Below are 24686 nucleotides of genomic sequence, written 5' to 3'. Positions count from 1 at the left end.
AATACACACCTTTTAAATGCTTTTATAATATTCTCTAAATGGCGCACATTTTTCAAACAATTCCGCCTGTGTTCCGCTTGCTAAAATCTTACCCTGAGAGAAAAAATAAATCCTTTTTGCCAAAGAAATGGTAGAAAATCTATGCGCAACAATAATCACAATTCTATCCTCTAACAATGCGCTTAATGCTTCCCTAAACTCCTCTTCTGTTTTATTATCCAATGCACTTGTTGCTTCATCTAAGATTAAAATTTCAGGATTCTTATAAAGTGCGCGTGCAATGGCAATTCTTTGCCTTTGCCCACCGCTTAAATTCACACCAAACTCATCAAGCTCTGTGTGGATTCCATTAGGGAGCGTTTGCACATAATCAAAAATCCTAGCTTGCTTTAGCGCAAGTGCAATGCGCACTTCATCAATCTCGCTTCCATAAGCAATATTACGCGCAATGGAATCGTTAAAAATAAAAATCCTCTGTGTAACAATTGCAATTTTAGAACGCAAGGAATTTTGCGTAAAATGCTTAATATTTTCGCCATTAACCAAAACTTCTCCATTGTCTGCATCATATAATCGCAAAAGCAAATTCACAAGTGAGCTTTTGCCCCCTCCACTATTTCCAACAAATGCAATACTCTCCCCCCTCTTTACTTCTAGGCTAATGTTGCTTAATGCTTGTTTTTGTCCATAATACAAATCCACATTGTTAAAACTAATCGTTGCAATGGGGGCTTGTAGCTCTTTTTTGCCATCTTGTATTTTTGGATTCCTATCTAGCATTTCAAAAATTCTATCCCCTGCTGCAAAAGCAATTTGAATCTTGCTATAAAGACTGCTTAATCGTTTAAAAGGAGTATAAAGCAAAAAGAGTGCAGTTGTAAAAGAAAAAAATTCTCCTGTGGTTAATTCTCCGTTAATGACTTTATATCCGCCTACAAAAATTACAGCAGCAATAGCGATTGCACCTAGTGTTTCCATTAAAGGTGAAGTTAGCTCTGAAATCCGCACAGACTTCATTGATAGTTTAAAAAGTTCTTGATTATGGCTTGCAAACTGCTCGTGCTCTATCTTTTCTCCCGAGCTTGCCTTGATTAATTCCATATTATTAAAAATCTCAATGAGCTTAGAGGATAAATCAGCATTTTTTTCTTGCAATTTTTTAGAAGTTTTACGCATTTTTCTAGCAATTAATGCGATAGGATAAAGCGCAAGTGGCATTACAATAAGCCCATAAAACGCAAGTTCTGCGCTTTGATACACCACAACAAACACAAGCCCAAAGATTGTTAAACCTTCTCTAATGCCTTCTATGAAGTAATTTGACACAGCCCCCTGCACCGCTGCAATATCGCTTGTTATGCGTGAGATTAACTCACCATTGCGATAACGATTAAAAAATCCCATTTCAAAAGTTAGCATCTTATCAAGCAAAATATTTTTTAACCGCTTGACAATATCTTGCCCTATATAATTCATATAATAAGATTGAATGTAGATTCCAAGTCCTTTTGAAAAATACGCCAAAACAACTAAAAAAGGCAAGATTTGAAGCATATTAGCATCTTTTGCTAAAAAAATATCATCTAGCACGGGTTTTACTAAATATGCACTTGCTGCTGTTGCTAAAGAAACCAAAAGTGTCCCTACAATTGCATAGAAAAAATAAAGTTTATAATCTTTAATGTAAGGCAACAAACGCTCAAAAAATCGCTTCAACTCTACCCCTTATGGAATCTAAAAAATAATTGTGTCGTGATTAACCTTTGGCACACTTCTAATTGGCGAGTCATCAGTATAATAAAACTGCTCACCATCTATGTTTTGAGAACGCACCCCCTGTGGAATCTTAAATTTGCGCTCTAATCCTGGATCAATCTCTAAAATGTTACTAAAGAAATAAGAAAACGCTGGAGCCGGCGCAACACCGCCTGTTTCACTATAACCCATAGGCGTATTATCATCCTTTCCATACCAGACAATCACTTCTATGCTTGGAGAAAATCCACAAAACCACGCATCTATATTGTCATTTGTTGTGCCAGTTTTTCCAGCAAGCTCAATTCCATCTACCTTAGCACGCCTTCCTGTTCCCACATTAACAACATCGCGCAAAATATCAAGGATTAAAAAGCTCTGCTCTTCTTTAGAGAGTTCATATTCATTGGGCGTAAAATATGCCACATTTCCTTTAGTATCCACAATGTAATCCATTAACATTGGATCAATCACCTTTCCATAATTAGAAAACACCATAAAATTTCTAGCCATTTCAAGCGGAGATGCCCCAAAACTCCCCAATGAAATAGTTAAATCTTTAGGCACATTACTAAAACCATATTTCAAAACATCACTATAAATTCTATCAAATCCCACCTCTTCTACAAGGTTAATTGTTGCAAGATTTAAAGATTTTGTTAAAGCTGTCTTTAAAGACACGAATCCACTCAAAGAGCTTCCATAATTTTTAGGTTGCCATTTTTTACGCTCTTTTCCGTCTTTATATTCATAAGTTCTAGCAATATCTGGAATCTGATAATTTTGCGCCACACCTGAATTTATGGCACTTAAATACAAAAAGGGCTTGACACTACTTCCAATTTGACGCTTACTCTGTGTAGCGCGCGAAAAATTACTCTTTGCATAATCCACGCCACCAACAAGAGCTAAAATCTTCCCGCTTTGATTCTCTAACACCACAAAGGCACCATTTAACTTTTCTTTTAAACTTTCATCTTTCTTGTGTCTTGATAGAATCTGCTCATAACCAAAATACAATGCCTCCTGCGCAAGTTCTTGGTAATCTAAATCAATGTTTAAATAAATTTTATACCCAGCCGTTTTTAAATCCGTTAGTCTAGCAAGCTGACGCTGCACTTCATCTACCACATAGGGAGCAACATTTTGCGTGAGTGTATCATCATAAACCCTTGGACGCTCACTGCTTCCCTCATCAAACTCTTCTTTTGAAATCCAACCTAGCTCATACATTCTTTGTAGGACATTATTTGCTCTACCTAGTGCAAACTCATAATTTTTTGTAGGATCATAAAAGCTAGGTGCGCGCGGTAAAGAAACAAGTATTGCTATCTCTTTAAGAGATAGTGCTTGCATTTCTTTTCTAAAATATCCAAGAGATGCAGTTTTTACTCCATAAAATCCGTGTCCAAAATAAGTATGGTTTAAGTAACGCTCCAAAATCTCTTCTTTACTAAGAATCGTTTCAAGCCGTATTGCAAGCAAAACTTCTTTTATTTTTCTTTCAATGGTTTTTTCACGCGTTAAGACAATGTTTTTAATGAGTTGCTGTGTAATTGTGCTTCCACCTTCTGCATAGCGCGCATTTTGAATATTTTTAAGCATTGCACGCATAATTGCATCTACATTGATTCCATAATGCTCAAAAAATAAAGTGTCTTCAATGGCTAGCAATGCTTCAACAAGGCGTGGCGGAATCTCTTCAAAAGTCGCATAAAAACGAAATTCCTTATCAAATAAATTTGCTACCAAACGCTTTTGTCTGTCAAAAATCTGTGTGGCAACAGGCGGTTTATAATGCACAATCTTATCTGTATCATTGCGAATTTCTACATACACTTGCATAACAAAAATAATAATTCCAATTGCAATAATAATTCCAATACCACCAAGTATTCTTAAAAAGCTTTTCAAAAATTCCCTTTTAATCAATAAAATCTTAGGATTCTAACACAGAATCAATAAATGTTACGCCATTTTTGCTTTTTTGCTAATGGATAACACAATGCCCACCATAATACTTGTTGCAAGAATTGAGCTCCCTCCGTAACTTAAAAATGGCACTGCAATCCCTTTAATAGGAATCAATCCAGAGATTCCAAAAGCATTAATTAAAAAAGAAAATCCCAAAATGACTGCCACACCAGAACAAAATAAATAATACACATTATTGGCACAACGATTTGCAATTTTCAAGATTCTAAAAATAAGGGCTACAAAAAGCAAGCTAATGCAAAATAATCCCAAAAATCCAATCTCTTCTGTAATTCCTGCTAAAATCACATCCGTATGCACCTCGCTTAAAAACCCAAGCTTAATTAATCCATTGCCTAAACCTTCCCCTAAGATTCCACCATTGACAATCGCATTTAAAGAATGTTGAATCTGATAAGGTTCAGGTAAATTTTCTACACGCAAGGAATTTGCAATAGATTGTGGAAAAATAGACAGAATCAAATCCTGTGCCCCTGCCCACCAAGTCTTAATCCTAGCAATCCTATGCGTGCTTGTAATAATCACAACAATAAAAAGGGCAAAAGCTGCACTTAAAAGATATAAAAATAATTTAAAAGATGAACCTGCAAAAATCATCATAATTGCCAAAGTTGTGCCTAAAAGCACGATTTGTCCTAAGTCATTTTGTAAAATTGCAATTAAATACACAGCGATTAAAAAAACTACAACATAGGGTAGAAATGTAATAAATTCCTCTTTTAAGCTTTTTTGTTCTAAAAGCGAGAATTTACGCGAAAAGCTCCACGCAAGAAAGGCTACAAATCCGATTTTAAAAAATTCCACAGGCGCAAGTGAGAAAAAAGGCAATCTTATCCAACGCTTTGCTCCACCAGCACTTGTTGCTAAGGATTCTGGTAAAAAGTGCATAATAAACATCACAAAGATTCCGCCAAAAAATAAAATAAACCCAAAGCGCAACACAAAATTATCTGCATTGCAGCGCGAAATTCCCCACATCAAAAGCACACCCAACACCCCCGCAATGCTTTGACGCAGCATAAAATGAAACTCACCATAATCATAATACAAAATTGCAAAAGACGAGAGAGAATAGGAAAACAAAATGCTAATTGTGATTAAACTCACACTAATAATAAACAAGGGACGATCAACCATTTTCACCCTCTAATTTTCTAAACACCATAATACACAAGCAAGAATCCTCCAAAAGTTAGAATCCCAAATAAGATCAAGGCTAACACAAATGCTTTTCTACCGCATTCTAATAACTTCTTAAAATCCACTTGAAGCCCTAAAGCACTCATTGCCATAACTAGCGAAAAATTAGAGAGAAATCTTAAGACTTCCACAATCTTCTCTGGCAACTGCACAAAAGAATGCACAATAACAACACCTAAAAACCAAAATGCAAACCAAGGAATGTGCAATCTTTTGCAATTTCCCTCTTTCTCTTGCATAAAAAAATAAGGCACAATAAGCAAAACCGCCACTAGCAAAATCACACGAATCATTTTGACAATCAATGCGATTTCTTGTGTTTGGTGAGAAATTGCTCCTCCAGCACCCACAACATTTGCCAACTCGTGCAATGTAAGTCCGATAAAATAACCCATTTCAGCCTGTGAAAAAGGTAAAATCCCAACTGCATAAACTAAGGGATACAAAAACATTCCCAAAAGTCCAAAAAGCACAACCATCCCAACAGCAATCACGCCCTTATAAGGCTTAGATTTAATAGACGATTCTAAAGCCAAAACCGCTGCCGCTCCACAAATCGCACTCCCACCACTGACTAAAATTGCAATCTCTCTATCAAGCTTTAAAAACTTCACACCAACAACATATCCAAGCACCAAAATTACCCCCACCACAACAATACTTAAAAGGATTCCATTTAATCCCACAGACACAATACTGCTAAGCGTAACATTAAAACCAAAAAGAATAATCCCAAGCCTTAAAAGCTTTTTAGCACTAAAGACAACAGCCTTTTCACAGCTATTTTGTGCAACTCTAAACAAAGGCGCAGCCAAAATTCCAAGAAGCACACTTAAAATCAAAGGCGATAAATGCAAGCTTTGCACCACAGGCAATGCACTCACATAATAACTTGCAAAAGACACTAACAAAACAAGCACAAAGCCGTTAGTATAATCCTTATAAAATTGCTTTTTTAACAAAAATTTCTGTGTTTTTTGAGCTTGCACAATCTCGCCTAAATATTGGAATCTAAAAGCACAAAGTGTAGCAAAGTTTTTATAAATTTTCTAAGCTTCTAAAATGCTTGCGATGATTTCAGGCTTGTTTGCGCTCATAAAATGGAATCTTTTTTGCAACACACTTAATCCTTGGAACAATTCTTTACTTTTTTGCAAGCCCACTTCTTTTTCATCGCCTTGTCTTTGCGCTACTTCTAGTGCATCAAGCCAAGTTTTTGGCACAAAAACTCCGGGCAATTTGTTGTGCAAAAATAATGCAGTTTTATAAGAAAGAATTGGAAAAAAGCCAAACATAAGCACGCATTGTGCACCCTGTTCTAAATTAATCTTAGCGCACCACTCTAAAAGCTCTTCTGCAACACCAATATCATAAATAGGTTGCGTAAAAATCATTAGCGCACCATTTTGAATCTTTTCACGCATTTTACGATAAAGACCTTCTTTACTTTTTGTATAGGAATTTAACACACAAAAGGGATAAATCCTTTTGGCATTACCTCCTAAACTCTTGCCATTAATGTCTTTATTAGCATTTAAAGCAGCAATAATTTTTAATAAAAGCCTACTATTCCCTTCAAAAACACCCTTAGCTTGCGGTTGATTACCAAGCCTTAAGGGATCTCCTGTTAAAGCCAAAATAAGGCGCAAGTCAAGACTATTCATTCCAATCAACTCACTTTGCAATGCAAGCGTATTTTTATCGCGCATAGAAATTGTAGCAATGCTTGGAATTCCAAATGCATTTTGTAGCTTCAAACTTGCCAAAATAGGACTATGCCTTAACTTCCCTAAAGGAGAATCTGTGCACACAAAAGCATCCAATGCGTTAAGAAAAGAATGACTCTTAAGCGCATCAAACAAATCTTCTAACAAAAAACTAGCAGGGGCTGAAAATTCATAGGTGTAACACTTGTCTGCACTTTGAAGATTATTAATAAAAGACTCTATTTTCTGACCATCAAAACTTTGCATAAAATTGACTCTCTATTTTTAAATTGTATGGTAAAGATTTTAGCAAATAAATATAAATACAAGTTGAATTTTAACTTTTAAAATCTCCGCAATAACTCCAAAAAACACTTCTGCAAGGCTTCCACTTCGCTAATTTTTACTCTTTCATTAAGCGAGTGGATTCTATCATTACACACGCCACATTCTACAACGCCCACTCCAAACTCCGCAAAATAGCGCGCATCGCTTGTGCCACCGCTTGTGCTTAAAATTGGCGCAAAGCCATTTTGCGCCTCCAACACTTCTACCATTTTTGTCACAATTTTATTCTTTGTATCTGTCAAAAAAGGCTTAGAACTCTGTTTTAATTCCAAAGAATGTGGAATCTTTTTTAAAAGATTTTCTAAATACCCTTGCAAATCCTCTAAACTTGTGGCTGTGGAGTTGCGCACATTAAACATAATCTTTAAAGCATTTGGCGTTACATTAACAACTTCCATTCCCCCGCGTATATCAGTAATCACAATTTTACTAGGCTCAAATTCCGTGCTTCCTTTATCTAAATCAAATCCCGCAATCTTGCTTAACACAGGTGCAATTAACTCCACAGGATTAATGCATTTGCTAGGATATGCTGCGTGTCCTTGCTTGCCTTGTATGATTAACTTTCCATTAATGGAGCCACGCCTACCAACTTTTATCATATCGCCAAATTTTTCCACACAAGTAGGCTCTGCAACCACTGCAACACAGGGCAATAAATCAAGCTTTTTAAGCGCATTTAATGCGTGCTTTGTGCCAAAAACCGCCTCGCCTTCCTCATCGCTTGTTAAAAGCACAGATAAGATTCCATTAAACCTAGCCCCAGAATCAACAAACTCCTTTATCGCACTTATAAAAGCCGCCACTCCCCCTTTCATATCCTGTGCCCCACGCCCATAAATAAAACCATCTTTCTCCAGCGGCACAAAAGGCTCACTCTCCCAACCCTCTCCAGGCGGCACAACATCAATGTGCCCTGCAAAGCATAAATGCGTGGATTTTGTGCGTTTGGATTCTAACTTTTTGGATTCCACATTCTCGCCTTTCACTTCACGCTCACAAAAATCCTTATACAAAAACACATTTTTCACACCATTTTTGTGAAACTCTAACACCTTAAATTCTTGTAAAATCCCACGAATAAACGCATAAATCCCACATTCTTTTGGCGTAATGCTAGGGTAAGTAATCAGTTGTTTTAAAACTTCTATGGCTTGCATCTTAATCCTTTATATCATCTTAAAGTTTAGTTACATTTTTACTTCTTTGCGTTTGATTTTCTTTTCTCTATTTTGTGCGTTAGCTTGAAGTTCTGCGTGTTGGTTTTTTATTTCAAATGGCCAGTCTGCTCCTTGTTCTTGTACATTCCACTCTGGGTGTTCGCTTTCCACACTTAAATAATCTTCCACACAACACTGCTCTGTAAATTTATAAGAAATGGAAACATTTTTGACTTTTTTTAAGCCAAACAACCCTTTGACTTCTTTTTCAAAATTCTCTTGGTATATCATATAAAATTCTATTTTTTTACCCTGTAAAATCGTATGATAGAGAAAATACCACACGCCAAAACTTCTAATGCTTGGACGCCCTTTTACTCCGCCGTCTCTATAAATTTCTAAAGTGCTTTTGATTCCCCCTATTGCTTGGCTTCCACCAATTTTTTTAATCTCGCCATCTACTACGATGAGATACACTCTGGCTACATTTTCGCTTAAAATTTTTTGTGGCATTGCCTTGCCATTTTCATCTTTTAAATCTTTTAAGTAATTAAAATTAAGCTTTGTGCTACCGCTTACAAATTCCACATCAGCGATTTTAAATGCCGTTTTGACTTGCTCTATTTTCATTTTACTCCTTTATAATACTTTGTTTGCTATTACTTATTTTTATTGTTTTAATAAATTTAATTCTAACTTATAATATAAATCTACATCTTTAATCAATAAATATATAGAGTTATTGTCTAGTTTTTCAAGCCATAAGATAAGTTCGTTTATGGTAATAATCTCTTCAATAGCCTTGTTATATCGTTCTTGTATCACTTTCATACCTTGAGATTTTTGAGAAATATATTTTTTAAAATCTTGCAAAATTTTATCTTTAGAATCCTTTGTTTTAATTACAAAAGTGATAGGAAAATGTAAAACCTTATCAATATCTAATAGATATTTATCATAATGATTAACTTCGGTAACTTGAAAAAATCGTCCTAATGGACGCATAACAAAATCAATCCCTCCATCATTTGCATTTGTTCGTCCTGTTTTGTATAACTCCAAATATTGCTCTTTTATGGAATTTAGAGTTTTTCCAATATAAATTTTTTCATTCTTATAATGATTTTTAAGAATTGCATAGGAAATAATCTCAAAGATTCTTGCTTCACAATCTTCTTGTAGTAGATTTTTTATAGTTTCTTTTTTGTGTAAATTGTCTTCGCTCTGTAAAAGGGATTCTAAAAGTGATATTAGAGCAGAATCTTTTTCTTGTAGCTGTTTAATATAGGACTCTATTATCTCTAAGGCAATATGTGAAATATCTATATCATTAACATATAAATATTGTATATGTAAAAAATATTTCCCATTATTTATAATAATTAAATCATTATCATTTTCTCTTACAATCTTATTTTTAAATTCTCCATTAACCCTTGAATTTAAAGCGTGATTTTGTAATTTTTCTCCCCCATACAAAGAACGATAAAATTTAAAAAGTTTTGTATATTCATACCCCTCAAATACCTTATATGTTTCTTTATTTTTGTAAAAATCCTGTTTATAAAAATATAAAATTGCATATACCGCGTAGAGATTGGCTAGGCTTCTCCTTGCTTTTGTATTGCTATAGATAGCTGAAGTTTTAAGGTTGAGATATTGCAATAATGGGCTTTTCTCATAAAATTTTATAAAATCCGCCCCAAAACTTCGTAACAAAATATCCCGTATAAAATCTTTCATAGTGTGTCTCCTACCACATTTTTAAACAAATATTGATTTATCAAATGGTCTTTTTTGCTTTTATTGGTTGTTTTTCTTACTTTTATTTTTTCTAAACTTTCATTGTTGTAGCTTTGTGTAATATTGCATCTCCTAAGTCCTATTTTAAAAAAATCTTCATTATTGTCTATACCTATTGTTTTGCGCCCTAAGTCCAAAGCAACCTTACAAGTAGTAAAACTTCCTGCAAATGGGTCTAGCACAATATCACCCTTATTGCTTGAGGTTAAAACAATGCGTTTTAGTAAAGATTCTGGTTTTTGCGTGGGGTGATTTTCATACTCATTCATTTTGTATCGCACACGATTAAAATACCACACATTGCTTGGAATCTTAAGGCTATTATAAGGCTTTGGCGGTGTTTTACGATAATCTATTAAGCCTCTTTTTGCTCCAGTTTTAGCTTCTACTAAAATATCGCTTGTGTTAAAAACATAAGGCGAATTTTTGCTGTGCGTTATCATTAAAATTGGCTCATAGCTTGAGCTAAATTTATTTTTTGGTTGCACCCCAGCAGAATCATAGCTCCAAACAAGGCGGTTAATCACAAAAAATTTTTCACTTACATAACAATCTAAAAAAGGCATAAATTGCGTTGAGCTCATAAAATACATCGTCCCATTTGGCTTTAGAATTCGCATACAAGAATCAATCCAAATTTTGCACCATTCTAAATAATCACTTGCACTTTTAAAACTATCCCTTGAGATTCCAAAATCCTTACCAATACCATAAGGTGGGTCAGCAAATATTAAATCTATACTTTGTGATTTTATATCATCTAAAATTTTCAAGCTATCGCCCAAAAGTGCGATGACATTATCATTGTATTGATATGTGGTTTTTAAGGTTTTAAATGCCGTTTTGACTTGCTCTATTTTCATTTCACTCCTTTATAATCAAAAGTTCGTGGCTTTGTTTGGTGTTGTCTGTATCGCCTCGCATTACACGATTTTTACCTATTCTTGTTTCGCCTTGTCCCATTGTGTATTGCCATTTTGGTTCTAAGATTTTAAAATCCTTATAAGCTTCTCGCACAAACTTACAATCATTATAACTTAAAATAAACTTGCCTTTATGGCTTTTAAGACATTCGCTCAAAAGCTCGTGATGAAAGCTATTGTGATGAATAGGGAAATTTCGCATAGGATAAATCCCTTTAAACATTTTAGAATCCCCTTCCAAAAAATACGGCGGGTCGCAATAAAAAAAATCAGTGGGATATTTTTCAAATACCACTTCAAAACTTGACATTTCTACTTTGAGATTGCCTGTTTTAAAATCTCTAATTTTTTCTAAGGCTTTAAAATAGCGACTTTTATCCTCATAGATTTTACTCATCCAGCCTAAAAATCCAGGTCCATAGCTTAGATTAAAATTAAAATAATAATCCCTTGCAAGAGTTAGAGAATCTAACTCTATCTTGGGCTTATTGTTAGGATTTTTATGTCTTTCATTCCAAAATAAACTCAGCTCGTTTTTGATTTTTGCATAATTTTCTTTTGTGGGTTCTAGCTTTAAAAGCTCATTATAAAGTGCGTTAGAATCCTTACATAAAACTTGCCAAAAATTCACCAAAATATCAAATATATCAAAAGCTAAAACTTCAATATCAAGCTCTAAAGCTGCTGCTACTTCCACGCTCCCACCGCCAATAAATGGGCTAATAAGTCTCTTTATATCATTAGGAATTTGCTCTAAAATTAATCCCACCGCTAAAGACTTGCCTCCACCATAACGCAAAGGGCTTTTTGTGTAGCGTTTATAAGTAAGATTTTTGCTTTTGAGCTTTTGTAGAAACAAAGCTTTAGTGAAAGAGGTTGAATATTCTTCCGTAAAAACATCATAATAAAATAAATCTTGCTGTGTCATAAAGCTACCTCAATTCCCCAAACTTTCTTGCATTTTAATCCTTTATCTCAATTTCTGTGATTTTAGATTCTAACTCTAGGCTTTTATGTAGCGTTTGGATTATCTTTTGAAAATATATGTAATCTATGGCTTCTCCTTTGTGAGATTTTAGGTATTTATCTAGCACAGCATAGCCACCGATTTTATACTCCCATACACTACAATCCACATTATCAAAATACAAATCATTATTAATAAAAAGCCTTTTAGATTCCATCATATAATGGGATTTTTCTATGATTTGACTCTCTTTCTTACTTATCTTTCTTAGGCAACCTATACTAAAATCTAGCGCATTGTCTTGTAATAAATGCAAGGTTATAAGGCTATTTCCAAGCGTGCTTAGGGCTAAAAATTTCTCTTTAGATTTTACAAAAGGAATCTTTGGGAAATCGATTTTTAAAAAGTCTAAATATTTCTCTCTATACTCTTTATGGAATAAAATCGCATAGATATAACCTAGAATTTGCTCTGGGGTAAAATGCTCTTTATAGTGTTTGTCTATAAATTTTCTAAATTCTACGCTTAAATTTTCTTGTTTTTTCAAATCATATAAAGGGAAAATATTGCTCCCACTTCCTACCAAATGCAAATCTATCAAGCCATTTGCGATAAAAATATTATCCAGCCCATTTGCACCACATCTTCTATAACACACCAAGCCCACATTCTCAAAATCTTGTAAAAACTTCTCTGAAACAATAGGAACAGGCCACCCTACAAACCCCCTAGATTTAGCACTATAAAACATATATCTCATATCAAAAGGGCGATAATGGATTTTTTGAATCTTACTTTTATCATTATTATTAAGCACATCTTGTCTAGCCCACTCATAACGCCAATCCCTTACATCAGGTGGCAATTTGTATTTTTTATAGAATATATGCTTTTCTAAATTAATAATATCTTGCATTGCTTCCCACATTTTTTCTTTGGTTTTTTGGATACACAAATTATCTCTTTTGGTTACAACGCCCGTATTTGAAACCCTAAAAATATCCTTCACACTCCATTCCTTTTTCATCTTCGCATTAAAAGGGATGAAGTTATAAAAGGGGCTTTGTGGTTTTAAAATTTGCCATTTTACAGATTCTATGTGATTGCTAGAGAGAAAGCCATATTTCTCTTTACGCTTGCCATAGACATCATAGTGATGGAGTTTTGCAAAATTATTGGAATCCTTTTTTGTTTTAATAAAAATATTAATGCTAACCCCTTGCTGAATATCAAAAACATTATCATCCTTAGTGCCACTTGGCGTGGTTTCAGCCTTGCGCGCATTGCCGTGTAAGTTTAGGATATAGATTTTATCAAAAGTCTTTAGCAAATAATAGCGCATCCCGCGAAATGTGGGATTATCTAAAAAGCTATTATTAGAGATAAAAGCAAAGACACCACTGCCTTGTCTTTGAATCTTACTCTCAGCAAAACGGATAAACTTCACATAATCATCAAGTAGCCATTTAGAAGTTTTCTCCCCTTTAATATTATGCTTTTCTAAAAGTTCTTCTAAGCTTTTTAGCCTCCCATTTTCTAGGATTCCTGTAAAGTTGTGTTCTTCTAAGAGTTTTTCAAGTTTATAGGGATTATCTTTAAGTTTGCGACATTTTAAGATTTCTTTAAAGGTTGAAAGAATGCAAGCATTACTTTTGTGCCAAGCTTTAAGAGCTTCTGGTTCTTGTGGCATTTTTATTTTAGCGTCAAAATATGCTTTCATCTTATCAAGCTGGGTTGCACTAAGTGTAGCTAGGCTTGGCTCTAGCCCATAAGTGGAGCGCACCTCATCTTCATATAAGCCTTTATTTGCGCTAGCTCCGCTATAAGGTGGATTTCCTGTAATGATTAAAATCTCTTTATTTTTAATGGTCTGTGCTTTTTCAAATTCTTTAGTTAGCTCTTCAAAAAGCGGAAGGGGCTTTTGTCTATTATCATTAAAGTAGAGCGTATTTGTAAGCGTGATATTTAGGCTATCACATCCCTTGTCATTGCTTTTTAATTCTATCCCAAACTCCTCTTTTAGCACTTGAGAGATTTTTAAATGCGCGATGGTATAAGGTGCGATTAAAAATTCAAAGCCATAAAATCGCTCCAAAAGTGGCTTTAGCATAAAGCTAGGCGTGGATTTATCGCTAGTTTCTAGTGCTTTTCTAAAGGCTTCTAGTAAAAATGTCCCTGTGCCTGTGGCGAAGTCTAAAAGCGTGATACTCTCATCAGTAATCGCTGACTTTAAGCCTTGCTTGTTAAAATCTTTTTGTAAAATTAAATCAATAGAATCTATGATAAATCTAACTACAGGGGCTGGCGTATAATACACGCCCCTTAACTCTCTTAGCGTGGAATCATAATTTGCTAAAAAGTCCTCATACAAGTGCAAATAAGGGTCTTTATACATAAATTCGCCTAGTAAATCCTTTTGTGAAACCTTATTTAAATCTTGGATAATCGCCCTAATATCAATGTGATTAATAATCGCAATCATCTCTTCTAAAAGCCATTTGATAGAATCTAGCTCATTTAACTCGCGCAAAAACTTGCTCATCGCTTGGATTAAGGGGAAGGATTTAGGGATGAAATTATAAGCATTGTCTAAAGTAATTTTTACTTCTGTGTTGTTATTAAGCCTTGCTAGAAAAAGACTATAAGTTAGCGTTTGTGCAAAACTATCTGCAAAAATGATAAACTTTAAATCCCTATAAAGCGACTCTCTAAAAGCATTTAAAAGCACTTGGATAGAAGCATTAATTTCATTTTCTATCATCTCATCTTTTAAAATCCTAGTTCTTTGCGCTAGGGCTTTTGTGAAATCTTTTGCCGTGTTTAGGGGGTTAGGATTTTGTGAAAAAAAGAGTGTAAAAAGATTGTTTAACTCTTTTGCTTTTAATTCCATATCATAAAGCTTAGGGTTTTTCACTAGAGCTTGAAGTTCTAAAAGCTCACAAATCCTGCATTCTTGCTTGATACTTATCACTCCATTTTCATCTTGGTGCAAAAGACAGAATCGTAAATAATCTGTCAAAATTATATTAGAGCTTAAGAGAAAATATTTTTGAATCTGTTTGCTTTGTGCGATTTTTTCTAAATCTGCATTGACGCGCTTTGTCTCAATATAACCAAGTGTTAAAGAATCCTTTGTGATTAAAAAATCTGGCGCACCCCTGCCTTCTTTGTCATTATTTGGCTCGTGGATTGAATTAATTTTTTTATCATATTGCTTGGCAACACTTTCTAAAAGCTCAAACAAATGCGGGCGAAAAGTTTGTTCCCTATCGCCTTCTTGCATCTCTTTGATTTTAAATAAATAAGCGTTTAATCTCTCCTGCATCTTAATCCTTTATCGCAATCAAAGTTGCAAAATTTACCCAGCAAAAAAGCATTTGGATATGACTAAAACCTGCATTTTTAAGCATTATTTTATTCTCATCTTCACTATAAGGAATCAGCACATTCTCTAAGGCTTCACGCTTCTTGTTGACCTCAAACTCACTATATCCGCGCTTTTTCTTACTCTCTAAATAATACTGAATCATCTTAAAATCTAGCGTTTTATTCTCACAAATTACCTTTTCAGAAAGAATAAACACTCCCTTAGCATTGAGTGCATTAAAGATTTTTTGCACCAACTTTTCACGCTCTAAAGGACGGATAAACTGCAAGGTGTAATTTGCAATCACCACATCGCATTTGGGAAATTCCTCTTGTAAAATATCTCCACAAATCAAATGCGCCTGCACCCCATAAGCGTCTAACTTCCTTTGCGCATACTCTAGCATACTTGGTGCATTATCCATTCCATAAAGATTTAAAGGAATCTTAGCTTTTGAAGCAATTTCTAAAAGCATAGCCCCCGTAGAAGTCCCAAGATCTAAAATTACGGAATCCTTTTTTGCATACTCTAGCGCAAAATCCGCACTTAAAGCTAAAACTTCTTTATAATAAGGAATGCTACGACTTAGCATATCGTCAAATACGCCCGCCACATTTGCGTCAAACTCAAATTGTTTGTGTATCTCTTGTGTAAAAACCTTATCCACTGCGCTCTACCTTTAAGATTCTATAAGCCTCGCTAATATCATAATAAATCTGCTCTTTTAAAGATTCTAAATCCTTAAACTTACGATTATTGCGGATTTTTTTTACAAAATAAAATCCCGCTTCCTTCTCTTTAACCTCCACTTTCACACCTAATAAATGTCCCTCTATTGAAAATGATTTATCTGTGCTTAGACGATTTCCTAAAAAAATCACAGCAGGACATTGTTTAGATTCCATATTATGTTCCCCAAGCTGAATAAACCCCGCATACACTCCCTCTTGTGGGAGCAAAAAACCATCATTTTGGAGATTAATTGTTGCGTGTAATTTTCTTTTGCCAAGCCCCTGCCCTTTGATAATCTCACCCCTAATCCCATAAAATCTCCCCAAAAGCTTACTTGCTTGCTTCACATTCCCATTAAGCAATAACTCTTTGATAAGCCCACTATGCACGGAAAGCTTTTTATAAAACACCTCTTTAACAACAACAACCTCGCCTTTAAAATATTGGGATAAATCAAAAGGGTAATAAAATCTATCCTTGCCAAACCTAAAATCATATCCCACTACAATGCGCTTAAGATTTGGCAACACACTTGTCAAAAAATCCACAAATTCCTTATCATTCTTATTGCGCACAATCTCTAAATCAATGTGAAAAATCGGATATTCCACATAAAAAGAGCGGTATTTCTTAGGCAACAACACCCCCTCTTCTTGCTCAATACATAAAATCGCACCCTTTTCATCCAACTCTTTAAATAACGCTTGATGCCCTAAGTGCAAACCATCAAACTTCCCTAACGCAAGGCTTGTAATACTCTTTGCAAGCTTAGAGTTTTTGGCAAGCGATAAAAAACTCAACATTCCCTTCCTTTCCTGTAATTTCTGATTCTCCACATTTTAAAATTTCAAATCCTCTGCTTCTTAGCATTTCTAACATTCCTTCTAATGCTGCTTGCACCGCCATTTTATCTTGCACCACACCCTTTTTATTGCGCTTAACTCCCCTGCCTACTTCAAATTGTGGTTTAAAAAGTAAAATCACTTTATCTTTTGATAGCGCAATGATGGAATCTAAAATTTCTTTTAATCCGATAAAAGACACATCACACACCACAATATCAAATCTCTTTTTATGCGCTGCTGCAAACTCCCTAATGTCTGTGTTTTCATAGCTTTTTACACGCTTATCCTCTCTTAAAGAAGAGTGCAACTGATTGCTTCCTACATCTACACACACCACAGATTCCACGCCCTTCTCTAAAAGCACTTCACAAAATCCCCCTGTGCTTGCACCTATGTCTAATGCGTTTTTACCCTTAAAATCAAAAATAGGATTTGCCCTTAAAAAACAATGCAACTTCTCTCCTGCACGGCTTACAAACATTTTAGATTCCAACTTTGTGATTTTATCTTTTAATCCCAGCACATAAGCATTTTTCACACAAGGGATTCCATTGACACACACCCTACCCTTTTTAATTAAAGCGTGTGCTTTATTGCGCGTTGGTGCGATTTTAAGCTTCACACAAGCCAAATCTAAGCGCAAATTTGTAAGCTCTAAAATTTGCATTAGCGTTTATCCTTTAACGCTTCTTTATTTAAAGGCTTAAAGCCAAAGTTAAGAGAATTCTCTCCAAATTCCTTATGGCGCAAAAAAAGTTGCAAGGAATTTTGCGTGCGTTTATCCTGTGGCATAAACTCTACTAAATAATACTCCCCCCAAGGTGTCGCACTCTTGCGCATTAAGCCCTCCATTTGCTCTTTTTGAAGTGGCGTAATTTTTATTGGAGTTTCCCCATTGTCAAGCGTTAAATGGAATCCATTTTCAAAAAACCCCCTAGGATTCTCTACCCCGTGCTGAAAACTTTGATAAACATCCACAAAAAACACTTCACCTTTTTCTTGCGGATATTTTTCCCCATTAAAAGCATTTAAATGCGTGGCAATTAGCACCACTTGCACTCTATCTTGTGTGATTAATTCTGTCTTTCTTGTGGCTTGAATATAAGCTTCTTCTTGCTTTTGTGGAACAACCACAGACTTCACACTCTCACAGCCTAAAAAACACAGCAAAATCGCACTAAAAATGATTCCCTTTAGCATTGAACTCCAATTTGATAATAAGTAAAACCAAGCTCCTTAAGACGCTTTGGATTGTATTGATTGCGTCCATCAAAAATTATAGGTAGCTGCAAACGCTCTTTAATCTCTAAAAAATCCGGACTTCTAAACTCTTTCCACTCTGTTACCAACACCATTGCCACACAACCATTTAACGCATCGTATTTATTGCTAGCATAAGCAACATTTAACATTCCTTTAAGATAAAACTTTTGTGCTTCCTCCATAGCTTTAGGATCATACACGCTAACTTCCGCCCCACGCTCTAAAAGCTCTTGAATTAACACAAGCGAAGTTGCCTCACGCATATCATCTGTTCCGGGCTTAAAACTAAGCCCCCACACTCCAATACGCTTACCCTTTAAACTCTCCCCAAAATGCTGAAGGATTTTTTCCCCCAAAACCCTTTTTTGTTTCTCATTAACTTGCGCTGTGGCTTGCAACATTTTAGCTTCCACGCCATTATCTTGTGCGATTTTTTCTAACGCCTTAACATCTTTTGGAAAGCAACTCCCCCCATATCCACAGCCTGGATAAATAAAGCTATATCCAATGCGTTTATCACTTCCAATTCCAATCCTTACTTGATTCACATCAGCTCCTACAACTTCACAAATCCTTGCAATCTCATTAATAAAGCTAATCTTTGTCGCAAGCATAGCATTTGCCGCATATTTTGTCATCTCCGCACTTTTAATATCCATTACAATTAATCTATCATAACTCCGCAAAAATGGCGCATACACTTCCTTTAAAATCTCTTTTACCCACCCTTCTTCTATGCCAATCACCACCCTATCAGGTCTTAAAAAATTATTAATCGCATCGCCTTCTTTTAAAAACTCCGGATTGCTAGCCACACTAAAGGGAATTGCGACTTTGCGTTTTTGTAATTGCTCTTGTATCATCGCCTTAATCTTATATGCAGTGCCAACAGGTGCTGTGGATTTATTCACAATTAGCATTTTAGATTCCATTGTTTTGCCAATTTCTCTTGCTGCTTGTAACACATATTGCAAATCCGCACTTCCATCTTCTCCCATAGGTGTCCCAACAGCAATAAACACAATTTCAGCTTTTTGTAAAGCTTCCTTTAAAGAAGTCGTAAAGCGTAAATTTCCAACTCCCTTATTTCTCTCCACAATCTCTTGTAATCCGGGTTCAAAAATAGGAATCTCTCCTGCATTTAAACGCTCAATTTTAGATTCCATAATATCCACACAAGTTACAGCATTCCCCATATCCGCTAAACACGCACCACTCACTAGCCCAACATAACCCGTCCCAATCATTGCTATATTCATCACACAACCCTAATTTTTTTTGCAATTCTAACATATTCTCTAAACACAGAAAACAAAGCAAACTTAAAGAGAAATTAATCTATAATGTTGCTATTTTGTAATAAGGTTCAAAATGGCGCGACATTTACTAGAAACCAAGGATTTTAACAAAGAAGAAGTAGAGAAAATCTTAGAATTAGCCCAAAGCTATTTGGATTCCAAAAACACATTCAACGACAAAAATACACTTGCTGGACATACCATTATCACAATATTTTTTGAAAACTCCACACGCACACTCTCAAGCTTTGAAGTTGCCACCAAACGCTTAGGTGGCAATGTTGTGCGCCTAGATGTCTCAAAAAGCTCTACGGCAAAGGGAGAAACACTTTTTGATACTGCGACTAACTTAAATGCGATGCAACCAAGTGCAATTATTATGCGACACAAGAATTCTGGCGTGCCAAACATTCTTGCTAAATATGTTACCTGCTCCATCATAAATGGTGGTGATGGAGCGCACGCTCACCCCACACAAGCACTTTTAGACTTGCTAACTTTACGCAAACATTTAGGCAATGTTGAAGGTAAGAAAATTGCCATTGTAGGCGACATTCGCAACTCACGCGTGGCAAATAGCAACATTGAACTCTTAGGGCGTTTTGGAATGGAAGTGATTTTAGTTGGACCTCCGCATTTTATCCCAAAAACTAAATTGCGCCATTGTTTGCTTTTAAAGGAAGTGATTGACTCCGTAGATGCTGTTATGAGTTTGCGCACACAAACTGAACGGCACAATTATCCTATTTATTCAAGCTTAAAGGATTATGCAAGCGATTATTGCATCACAAAAGAGCTTTTTGGAAATCGTAATCTTATTTTGCTCCACCCCGGACCTGTGCATCGCAACATTGACATTAGCGATTCTATGCTAAAAGACCCTCGTTGCAAAGTTTTAGAACAAGTTACACACGGCGTTGCTATTAGGATGGCGGTTTTAGAAACACTCATCACCCATACCCAAAATCAGATTCCAAAAAACTTCCCTTACTTCTAGGGTTTGTTTGTAGGATTTGCTTAAAAGTTTTATTTAAAAGATGGAATCCAAAATCATTTTAGAGTTATTTGCACTCTTTTGTATCGGTTTTATCGGTGCTTTAACGCCCGGACCTGATATTTTATTTACCCTTAGAAACACTCTAAATTATGGAGCAAAAGCTGGCTTTTTAAGCTTATTTGGAATCTTTTTAGGATGGATTAGCTTTTTAAGCCTTGTGTATTTTGGGCTGACACATTTGCTAAATGGAGTGCTTATACAAGGGATTTTAAACGCAATAGGTGGAATCTATTTGTGCTACATTGCTTATTTGCTTCTTAAACCAAAGCCTATAAAATCAAAGCGTGCACAAGATTCCAAAATCCCCTTAACACAGCCCACACAGGCAGCTCAATCCCTTTATCGCTTAATTTTAAAAGGATATTTACTAAATCTCTCAAACCCTAAGGCAATTTTGTTTTTTGGACTAATCATCACACCCTTTACACAACACCACTTAACCCTAAGCCTATCTGTGTTGCTCTCAAGCCTATTAAGTGCCTTTGTGTTAGTGATTGTGCTAGCGGTGTTTTTTAGAAAATTTGTTAAAGATTCTTTGTTTGATAGAATAGATAAAATTTGTGGAATCGTCTTTTTATGCTTTGGATTTTTTTTGTTTTTAGCAAGTTATCGCAATTTTATAAACCTATAAGAAAATAGCATAAAATCTTGACAAGACAAGGCTTTTAGATTAAAATTCCGCTACTTCATTACAAAATGATTGACTTGCCAAACCCTACAAAACCTCTTTCGTATTTAAGTTTTTGCAAGGAATCTTTAAATCTTTCTTAAGGTAAAATATGAGCGAACAAACCCCAAACAGAAAAGAATATAAAATGCGCACGCATACGCCTGTTGAAGGACATACCATTGAAGAATTGCGTGCCAAATCCATCAATAAACTTGCTGAAATCGCTATCTCTCTTGGGATTGAAAATCCTCAAGAATTTTTGCGCCAAGATTTGATTTTTGAAATCTTAAAAACGCAGGTGAGCAAAGGCGGTTTTATCCTTTTTACAGGGATTTTAGAAATCACAAGTGAAGGCTATGGATTTTTAAGAGCAATTGATGAAAATTTCTCTGGCTCACAAAATGATGCCTATGTTAGTAGCACGCAAATCCGCCGTTTTGCGCTAAGAAATGGAGACATTGTAACAGGACAGGTTAGAAGCCCAAAGGACCAAGAAAGATATTACGCACTTTTAAAAGTAGAAGCAATCAATTATCAATCCCCAGAAGAGATGAAAAGCCGTCCGCTTTTTGATAATCTTACCCCTTTATTCCCAACAGAGCAAATTAAACTAGAATACAATAGCTTTAAAATCACGGGAAGAATGCTAGATTTATTTGCGCCCATTGGCAAGGGACAGCGCGCTTTAATCGTAGCACCACCAAGAACAGGTAAAACAGAGCTAATGAAAGAGCTAGCCTATGGAATTACTAAAAATCACCCTGAGATTAAACTCATTGTTTTGCTTGTTGATGAACGCCCAGAAGAAGTTACAGATATGGAGCGAAGCGTTAAGGGTGAAGTGTATAGCTCCACTTTTGATATGCCCGCAAGCAACCACACGCGCGTAGCTGAACTTGTGGTAGAAAAGGCAAAGAGAATGGTAGAGATGGGGAAGGATGTTGTGATTTTATTAGATTCCATCACACGCCTTGCAAGAGCTTATAATACCGCTACTCCAAGCAGTGGAAAAGTGCTAAGTGGGGGGGTTGATGCAAATGCACTGCATAAACCAAAACGCTTTTTTGGAGCAGCAAGAAATATTGAACAAGGTGGGAGTTTAACAATCATCGCCACAGCCCTTATTGAAACAGGCTCAAGAATGGATGAAGTAATTTTTGAAGAGTTTAAAGGCACAGGAAATAGCGAAATCGTGCTTGCTAGGAATATTGCAGAGCGCAGAATCTATCCTGCAATGGATATTTTAAAAAGTGGCACGCGCAAAGAAGAATTGCTTTTAGGACAGGATAAACTCCAAAAAGTCTGGGTGTTGCGCAATGCAATCCATCAAATGAATAATGAAATTGACGCTCTGACATTCCTTTACTCACAAATGCAAAAGAGTAAGGATAATGAAGAATTTTTAAATATGATGAATGATAGCGCAAAAGACTAAAACAACTCCGCAAAAAATCGGTGTTTTTGATAGCGGAGCGGGTGGAATTAGCGTTTTAAAAAACCTTGTAGAATCCCATAATTTTAAAGAAATCCTTTATTATGGCGACACAGCGCGCGTGCCTTATGGAATAAAAAGCAAAGAAACCATTAAGCAATACTCCCTAGAAGCCCTTGAATTTTTTGCTCCCTTCAAACTTGATTTACTAATCGTTGCTTGCAACACCGCTAGTGCGTATGGATTAAGCGCGATGCAAGAAGTTGCCCCCTATCCTGTTATTGGCGTGATTGAGCCAGGAATCCTAGCCTTGCAAAACGCAATCCAAGATAAAAACGCAAAGATTCTAATCCTAGGCACAAAGGCTACCATCTCTAGCAATCTTTATAGCACACTCCTTAAAGAAAAGGGCTATTCTAACACCTTTGGGCTTGCCACAAGCCTTTTTGTGCCGCTTGTGGAGGAAGGAATCTTTGAAGGCGCGATTTTGGATTCCACCATTGCGCATTATTTAAAGCAATATCCAAGCACCCCTGATGCAATCATTTTAGGTTGCACGCATTTTCCACTCCTTGCAAATTCTCTTGCAAACTTCTATTCTAACAAGCCCTTGCTCATCCACTCAGGTGAGGCGATTATGGAGTATTTGCAGCGTTTTTACACCTTGCAATCTTTTAAAGAAACTCCAAGGCTCAAGTTTTATGCAAGCGATTGTGTAGAAAACTTAGAAAAAATCGCTAGTCTTTGGCTTAAAAAATGATTTTATATTTCCATCTCAAAATCCCAATCTGATACAGATTACCTTTTACCTAATCACTCATAACCACTTCCAATTGTGCAATATTACTTTTTAGTTTTATAGGGGCATTTTGCGCGAAGCACAAAGAGAGAAAAAATGCAAATCCACAACAATTTCAATATTGCAACTCTTTGACTTTTTGTAAAAATTGCGCCAAATCTTCCTTTTTACCCTCCACTTTTAAACGCACGCCATCACTTAAAAACTCTTTTTTAACAATTTGGATTCCAACTTTTTTAGCCAAATACTCTACTTGCGTAAAAAGGGCGAAATCTATTGTAATTTGCGCATTTTCCTTTGGAATATACAAAGCAAGCCTATTAGAATCTCTTGCTGCTAATACCGCATCCTTTGCACCTTGTGTGTAAGCACGCACAAGCCCACCTGTGCCTAAAAGCGTGCCGCCAAAATAACGAAGGGTTAGCAACCCACACTCTATTAGCTTAAAACCTCGCAAAACCTTAAGCGTTGGCATTCCTGAAGTTCCTTTTGGTTCGCCATCGTCGCTAAAATTCTCTTCAATCTGCCCTTCAGCATTAAAAAAGCGCGAAGCAGTTACAAAATGCACCGCCTTTGGATGCTTTTGTCGCATTTTTAGATTCCAACTTTCCACTTCCATTTTTGGAATCACAAAGGAGATAAAAGTAGAACCCTTCACTGCAAAGCTAGATTCCACAATCTCTAAAGGATAATGTAAATCTTTCATTAATGATTGCGCTTAAGCTCCCCATTTGCATAAGCGATAATCTTTTGATGGAGGAAATCTAATCCTACAATATCACAAATTGCCCCCTTTGCAATCGCTTGTTTTGGCATTCCAAACACAACACAACTTGCCTCATCTTGCGCAATGGTATAAGCAGCATTATCATAAAGCTCTTTAATGCCAATGCTACCATCATCCCCCATCCCCGTCATAATAATCGCTAAAGCAGCCTTACCAGCGACATTATTCAAGCTTCTAAACATCACATCAACACTAGGACAATGGCGAGAAATTCTAATCCCTTCTTGTGGTTTTGCATAATAATCATTTGCATATCTATCAAGCAGCATATGTGCACCACCGGGTGCTAAATATGCACAAGAATTGCGCAAAACCATTGTTTGTCGCACTTCAAAAACATCAAGTTCAGAGTTTCTATTTAAACGATTTGCAAAAGAAGTAGAGAATCCATCAGGAATGTGTTGTGTGATGATAATAGGAGGTAAATTGCGTGGGAGTTGCTTTAAAATCTTAGCAATCGCATCCACTCCCCCAGTGCTTGCGCCAATGGCTATAATGCGTTTTCCTTCGCCCTTATAAGGCGTAGATTTTAGCAATTTATCCGGATGATGTTTTGCATTCACATTTGCTTTTAGCACA

Annotated in this window: 22 protein-coding genes; 4 read left to right on the top strand and 18 right to left on the bottom strand. The window is 35.9% G+C overall.

Features of this window, described 5'->3' with window-relative positions:
- Window positions 1-12 precede the first annotated feature (12 nt).
- The 16 genes from MRZ19_RS04040 to MRZ19_RS03965 all read right to left on the bottom strand — a co-directional run bounded on the left by MRZ19_RS04040 (window position 13) and on the right by MRZ19_RS03965 (window position 19323).
- Entirely contained in the window at window positions 13-1716 is a 1704-nt protein-coding gene (locus MRZ19_RS04040; RefSeq protein WP_291030590.1) for an ABC transporter ATP-binding protein, read from the bottom strand.
- An 18-nt stretch (window positions 1717-1734) separates the two neighbouring features.
- Window positions 1735-3687 (bottom strand): PBP1A family penicillin-binding protein, encoded by a 1953-nt coding sequence (locus MRZ19_RS04035; protein ID WP_291030588.1) that lies wholly within the window; start codon window positions 3685-3687, stop codon window positions 1735-1737.
- A gap of 36 nt (window positions 3688-3723) precedes the next feature.
- On the bottom strand, window positions 3724-4887 hold the full coding sequence (locus tag MRZ19_RS04030) for an FtsW/RodA/SpoVE family cell cycle protein (RefSeq protein WP_291030586.1): 1164 nt from the start codon (window positions 4885-4887) through the stop codon (window positions 3724-3726).
- A 17-nt stretch (window positions 4888-4904) separates the two neighbouring features.
- Window positions 4905-5939: a YeiH family protein gene (locus MRZ19_RS04025; RefSeq protein WP_291030584.1), complete on the bottom strand. Its 1035-nt coding sequence runs from the start codon at window positions 5937-5939 to the stop codon at window positions 4905-4907.
- A 60-nt stretch (window positions 5940-5999) separates the two neighbouring features.
- Window positions 6000-6923: a methylenetetrahydrofolate reductase gene (locus MRZ19_RS04020; protein ID WP_291030582.1), complete on the bottom strand. Its 924-nt coding sequence runs from the start codon at window positions 6921-6923 to the stop codon at window positions 6000-6002.
- Between the two features lie 77 nt (window positions 6924-7000).
- Window positions 7001-8164, bottom strand: a complete 1164-nt coding sequence (gene dapE, locus MRZ19_RS04015) for a succinyl-diaminopimelate desuccinylase (protein WP_291030579.1) — start codon at window positions 8162-8164, stop codon at window positions 7001-7003.
- Window positions 8165-8194: 30 nt separating this feature from the next.
- A complete protein-coding gene (locus tag MRZ19_RS04010) occupies window positions 8195-8794 on the bottom strand; it encodes a type II restriction endonuclease (RefSeq protein ID WP_291030578.1) in 600 nt (199 codons plus the stop codon).
- Between the two features lie 39 nt (window positions 8795-8833).
- Complete coding sequence (locus MRZ19_RS04005) at window positions 8834-9907, bottom strand: hypothetical protein (protein ID WP_291030576.1); 1074 nt, start codon at window positions 9905-9907, stop codon at window positions 8834-8836.
- A complete protein-coding gene (gene yhdJ / locus MRZ19_RS04000; RefSeq protein ID WP_291030574.1) occupies window positions 9904-10830 on the bottom strand; it encodes an adenine-specific DNA-methyltransferase in 927 nt (308 codons plus the stop codon). Before yhdJ ends, MRZ19_RS04005 begins: the two co-directional genes overlap by 4 nt.
- A 1-nt stretch (window position 10831) precedes the next feature.
- A complete protein-coding gene (locus tag MRZ19_RS03995) occupies window positions 10832-11818 on the bottom strand; it encodes a DNA adenine methylase (protein WP_291030572.1) in 987 nt (328 codons plus the stop codon).
- 34 nt (window positions 11819-11852) lie between these two features.
- Window positions 11853-15182 (bottom strand): type ISP restriction/modification enzyme, encoded by a 3330-nt coding sequence (locus tag MRZ19_RS03990; protein ID WP_291030570.1) that lies wholly within the window; start codon window positions 15180-15182, stop codon window positions 11853-11855.
- A gap of 1 nt (window position 15183) precedes the next feature.
- Window positions 15184-15891: a carboxy-S-adenosyl-L-methionine synthase CmoA gene (gene cmoA, locus MRZ19_RS03985; RefSeq protein WP_291030568.1), complete on the bottom strand. Its 708-nt coding sequence runs from the start codon at window positions 15889-15891 to the stop codon at window positions 15184-15186.
- Entirely contained in the window at window positions 15884-16759 is an 876-nt protein-coding gene (locus MRZ19_RS03980) for a bifunctional riboflavin kinase/FAD synthetase (RefSeq protein ID WP_291030566.1), read from the bottom strand. Before MRZ19_RS03980 ends, cmoA begins: the two co-directional genes overlap by 8 nt.
- Window positions 16725-17468, bottom strand: coding sequence for a TlyA family RNA methyltransferase (locus MRZ19_RS03975; RefSeq protein WP_291030564.1), 744 nt, complete (start codon window positions 17466-17468; stop codon window positions 16725-16727). Before MRZ19_RS03975 ends, MRZ19_RS03980 begins: the two co-directional genes overlap by 35 nt.
- A complete protein-coding gene (locus MRZ19_RS03970; RefSeq protein WP_291030562.1) occupies window positions 17468-18001 on the bottom strand; it encodes a hypothetical protein in 534 nt (177 codons plus the stop codon). Before MRZ19_RS03970 ends, MRZ19_RS03975 begins: the two co-directional genes overlap by 1 nt.
- On the bottom strand, window positions 17995-19323 hold the full coding sequence (locus MRZ19_RS03965; protein ID WP_291030560.1) for a UDP-glucose/GDP-mannose dehydrogenase family protein: 1329 nt from the start codon (window positions 19321-19323) through the stop codon (window positions 17995-17997). The genes MRZ19_RS03970 and MRZ19_RS03965 overlap by 7 nt, the downstream gene beginning before the upstream one ends.
- Window positions 19324-19435: 112 nt before the next feature.
- Between MRZ19_RS03965 and MRZ19_RS03960 the strand changes: the two genes are divergently transcribed.
- The 4 genes from MRZ19_RS03960 (at window position 19436) to murI (ending at window position 23281) form a co-directional block, all read left to right on the top strand.
- Window positions 19436-20359 carry an aspartate carbamoyltransferase catalytic subunit gene (locus MRZ19_RS03960; protein ID WP_291030558.1) on the top strand — a complete coding sequence of 308 codons (924 nt, stop codon included), beginning with the start codon at window positions 19436-19438 and terminating at the stop codon, window positions 20357-20359.
- 40 nt (window positions 20360-20399) lie between these two features.
- On the top strand, window positions 20400-21050 hold the full coding sequence (locus MRZ19_RS03955; protein ID WP_291030556.1) for a LysE family translocator: 651 nt from the start codon (window positions 20400-20402) through the stop codon (window positions 21048-21050).
- Between the two features lie 148 nt (window positions 21051-21198).
- Window positions 21199-22524: a transcription termination factor Rho gene (gene rho, locus MRZ19_RS03950; protein ID WP_291030554.1), complete on the top strand. Its 1326-nt coding sequence runs from the start codon at window positions 21199-21201 to the stop codon at window positions 22522-22524.
- Window positions 22505-23281: a glutamate racemase gene (murI, locus tag MRZ19_RS03945; protein ID WP_291030552.1), complete on the top strand. Its 777-nt coding sequence runs from the start codon at window positions 22505-22507 to the stop codon at window positions 23279-23281. The genes rho and murI overlap by 20 nt, the downstream gene beginning before the upstream one ends.
- Window positions 23282-23435: 154 nt before the next feature.
- Here murI and MRZ19_RS03940 read toward each other — a convergent pair whose 3' ends face one another.
- Window positions 23436-24026, bottom strand: a complete 591-nt coding sequence (locus MRZ19_RS03940; protein WP_291030551.1) for a YigZ family protein — start codon at window positions 24024-24026, stop codon at window positions 23436-23438.
- Window positions 24026-24685: a CheB methylesterase domain-containing protein gene (locus MRZ19_RS03935; RefSeq protein ID WP_291030550.1), complete on the bottom strand. Its 660-nt coding sequence runs from the start codon at window positions 24683-24685 to the stop codon at window positions 24026-24028. The genes MRZ19_RS03940 and MRZ19_RS03935 overlap by 1 nt, the downstream gene beginning before the upstream one ends.
- Window position 24686 lies beyond the last annotated feature (1 nt).

This window comes from Helicobacter sp., assembly GCF_022770205.1.
Classification (GTDB): Bacteria; Campylobacterota; Campylobacteria; order Campylobacterales; family Helicobacteraceae; genus Helicobacter_D.
The sequence above is the reverse complement of the archived record's forward strand: the minus strand, read 5'-3'. Positions and strand labels throughout refer to the sequence as shown.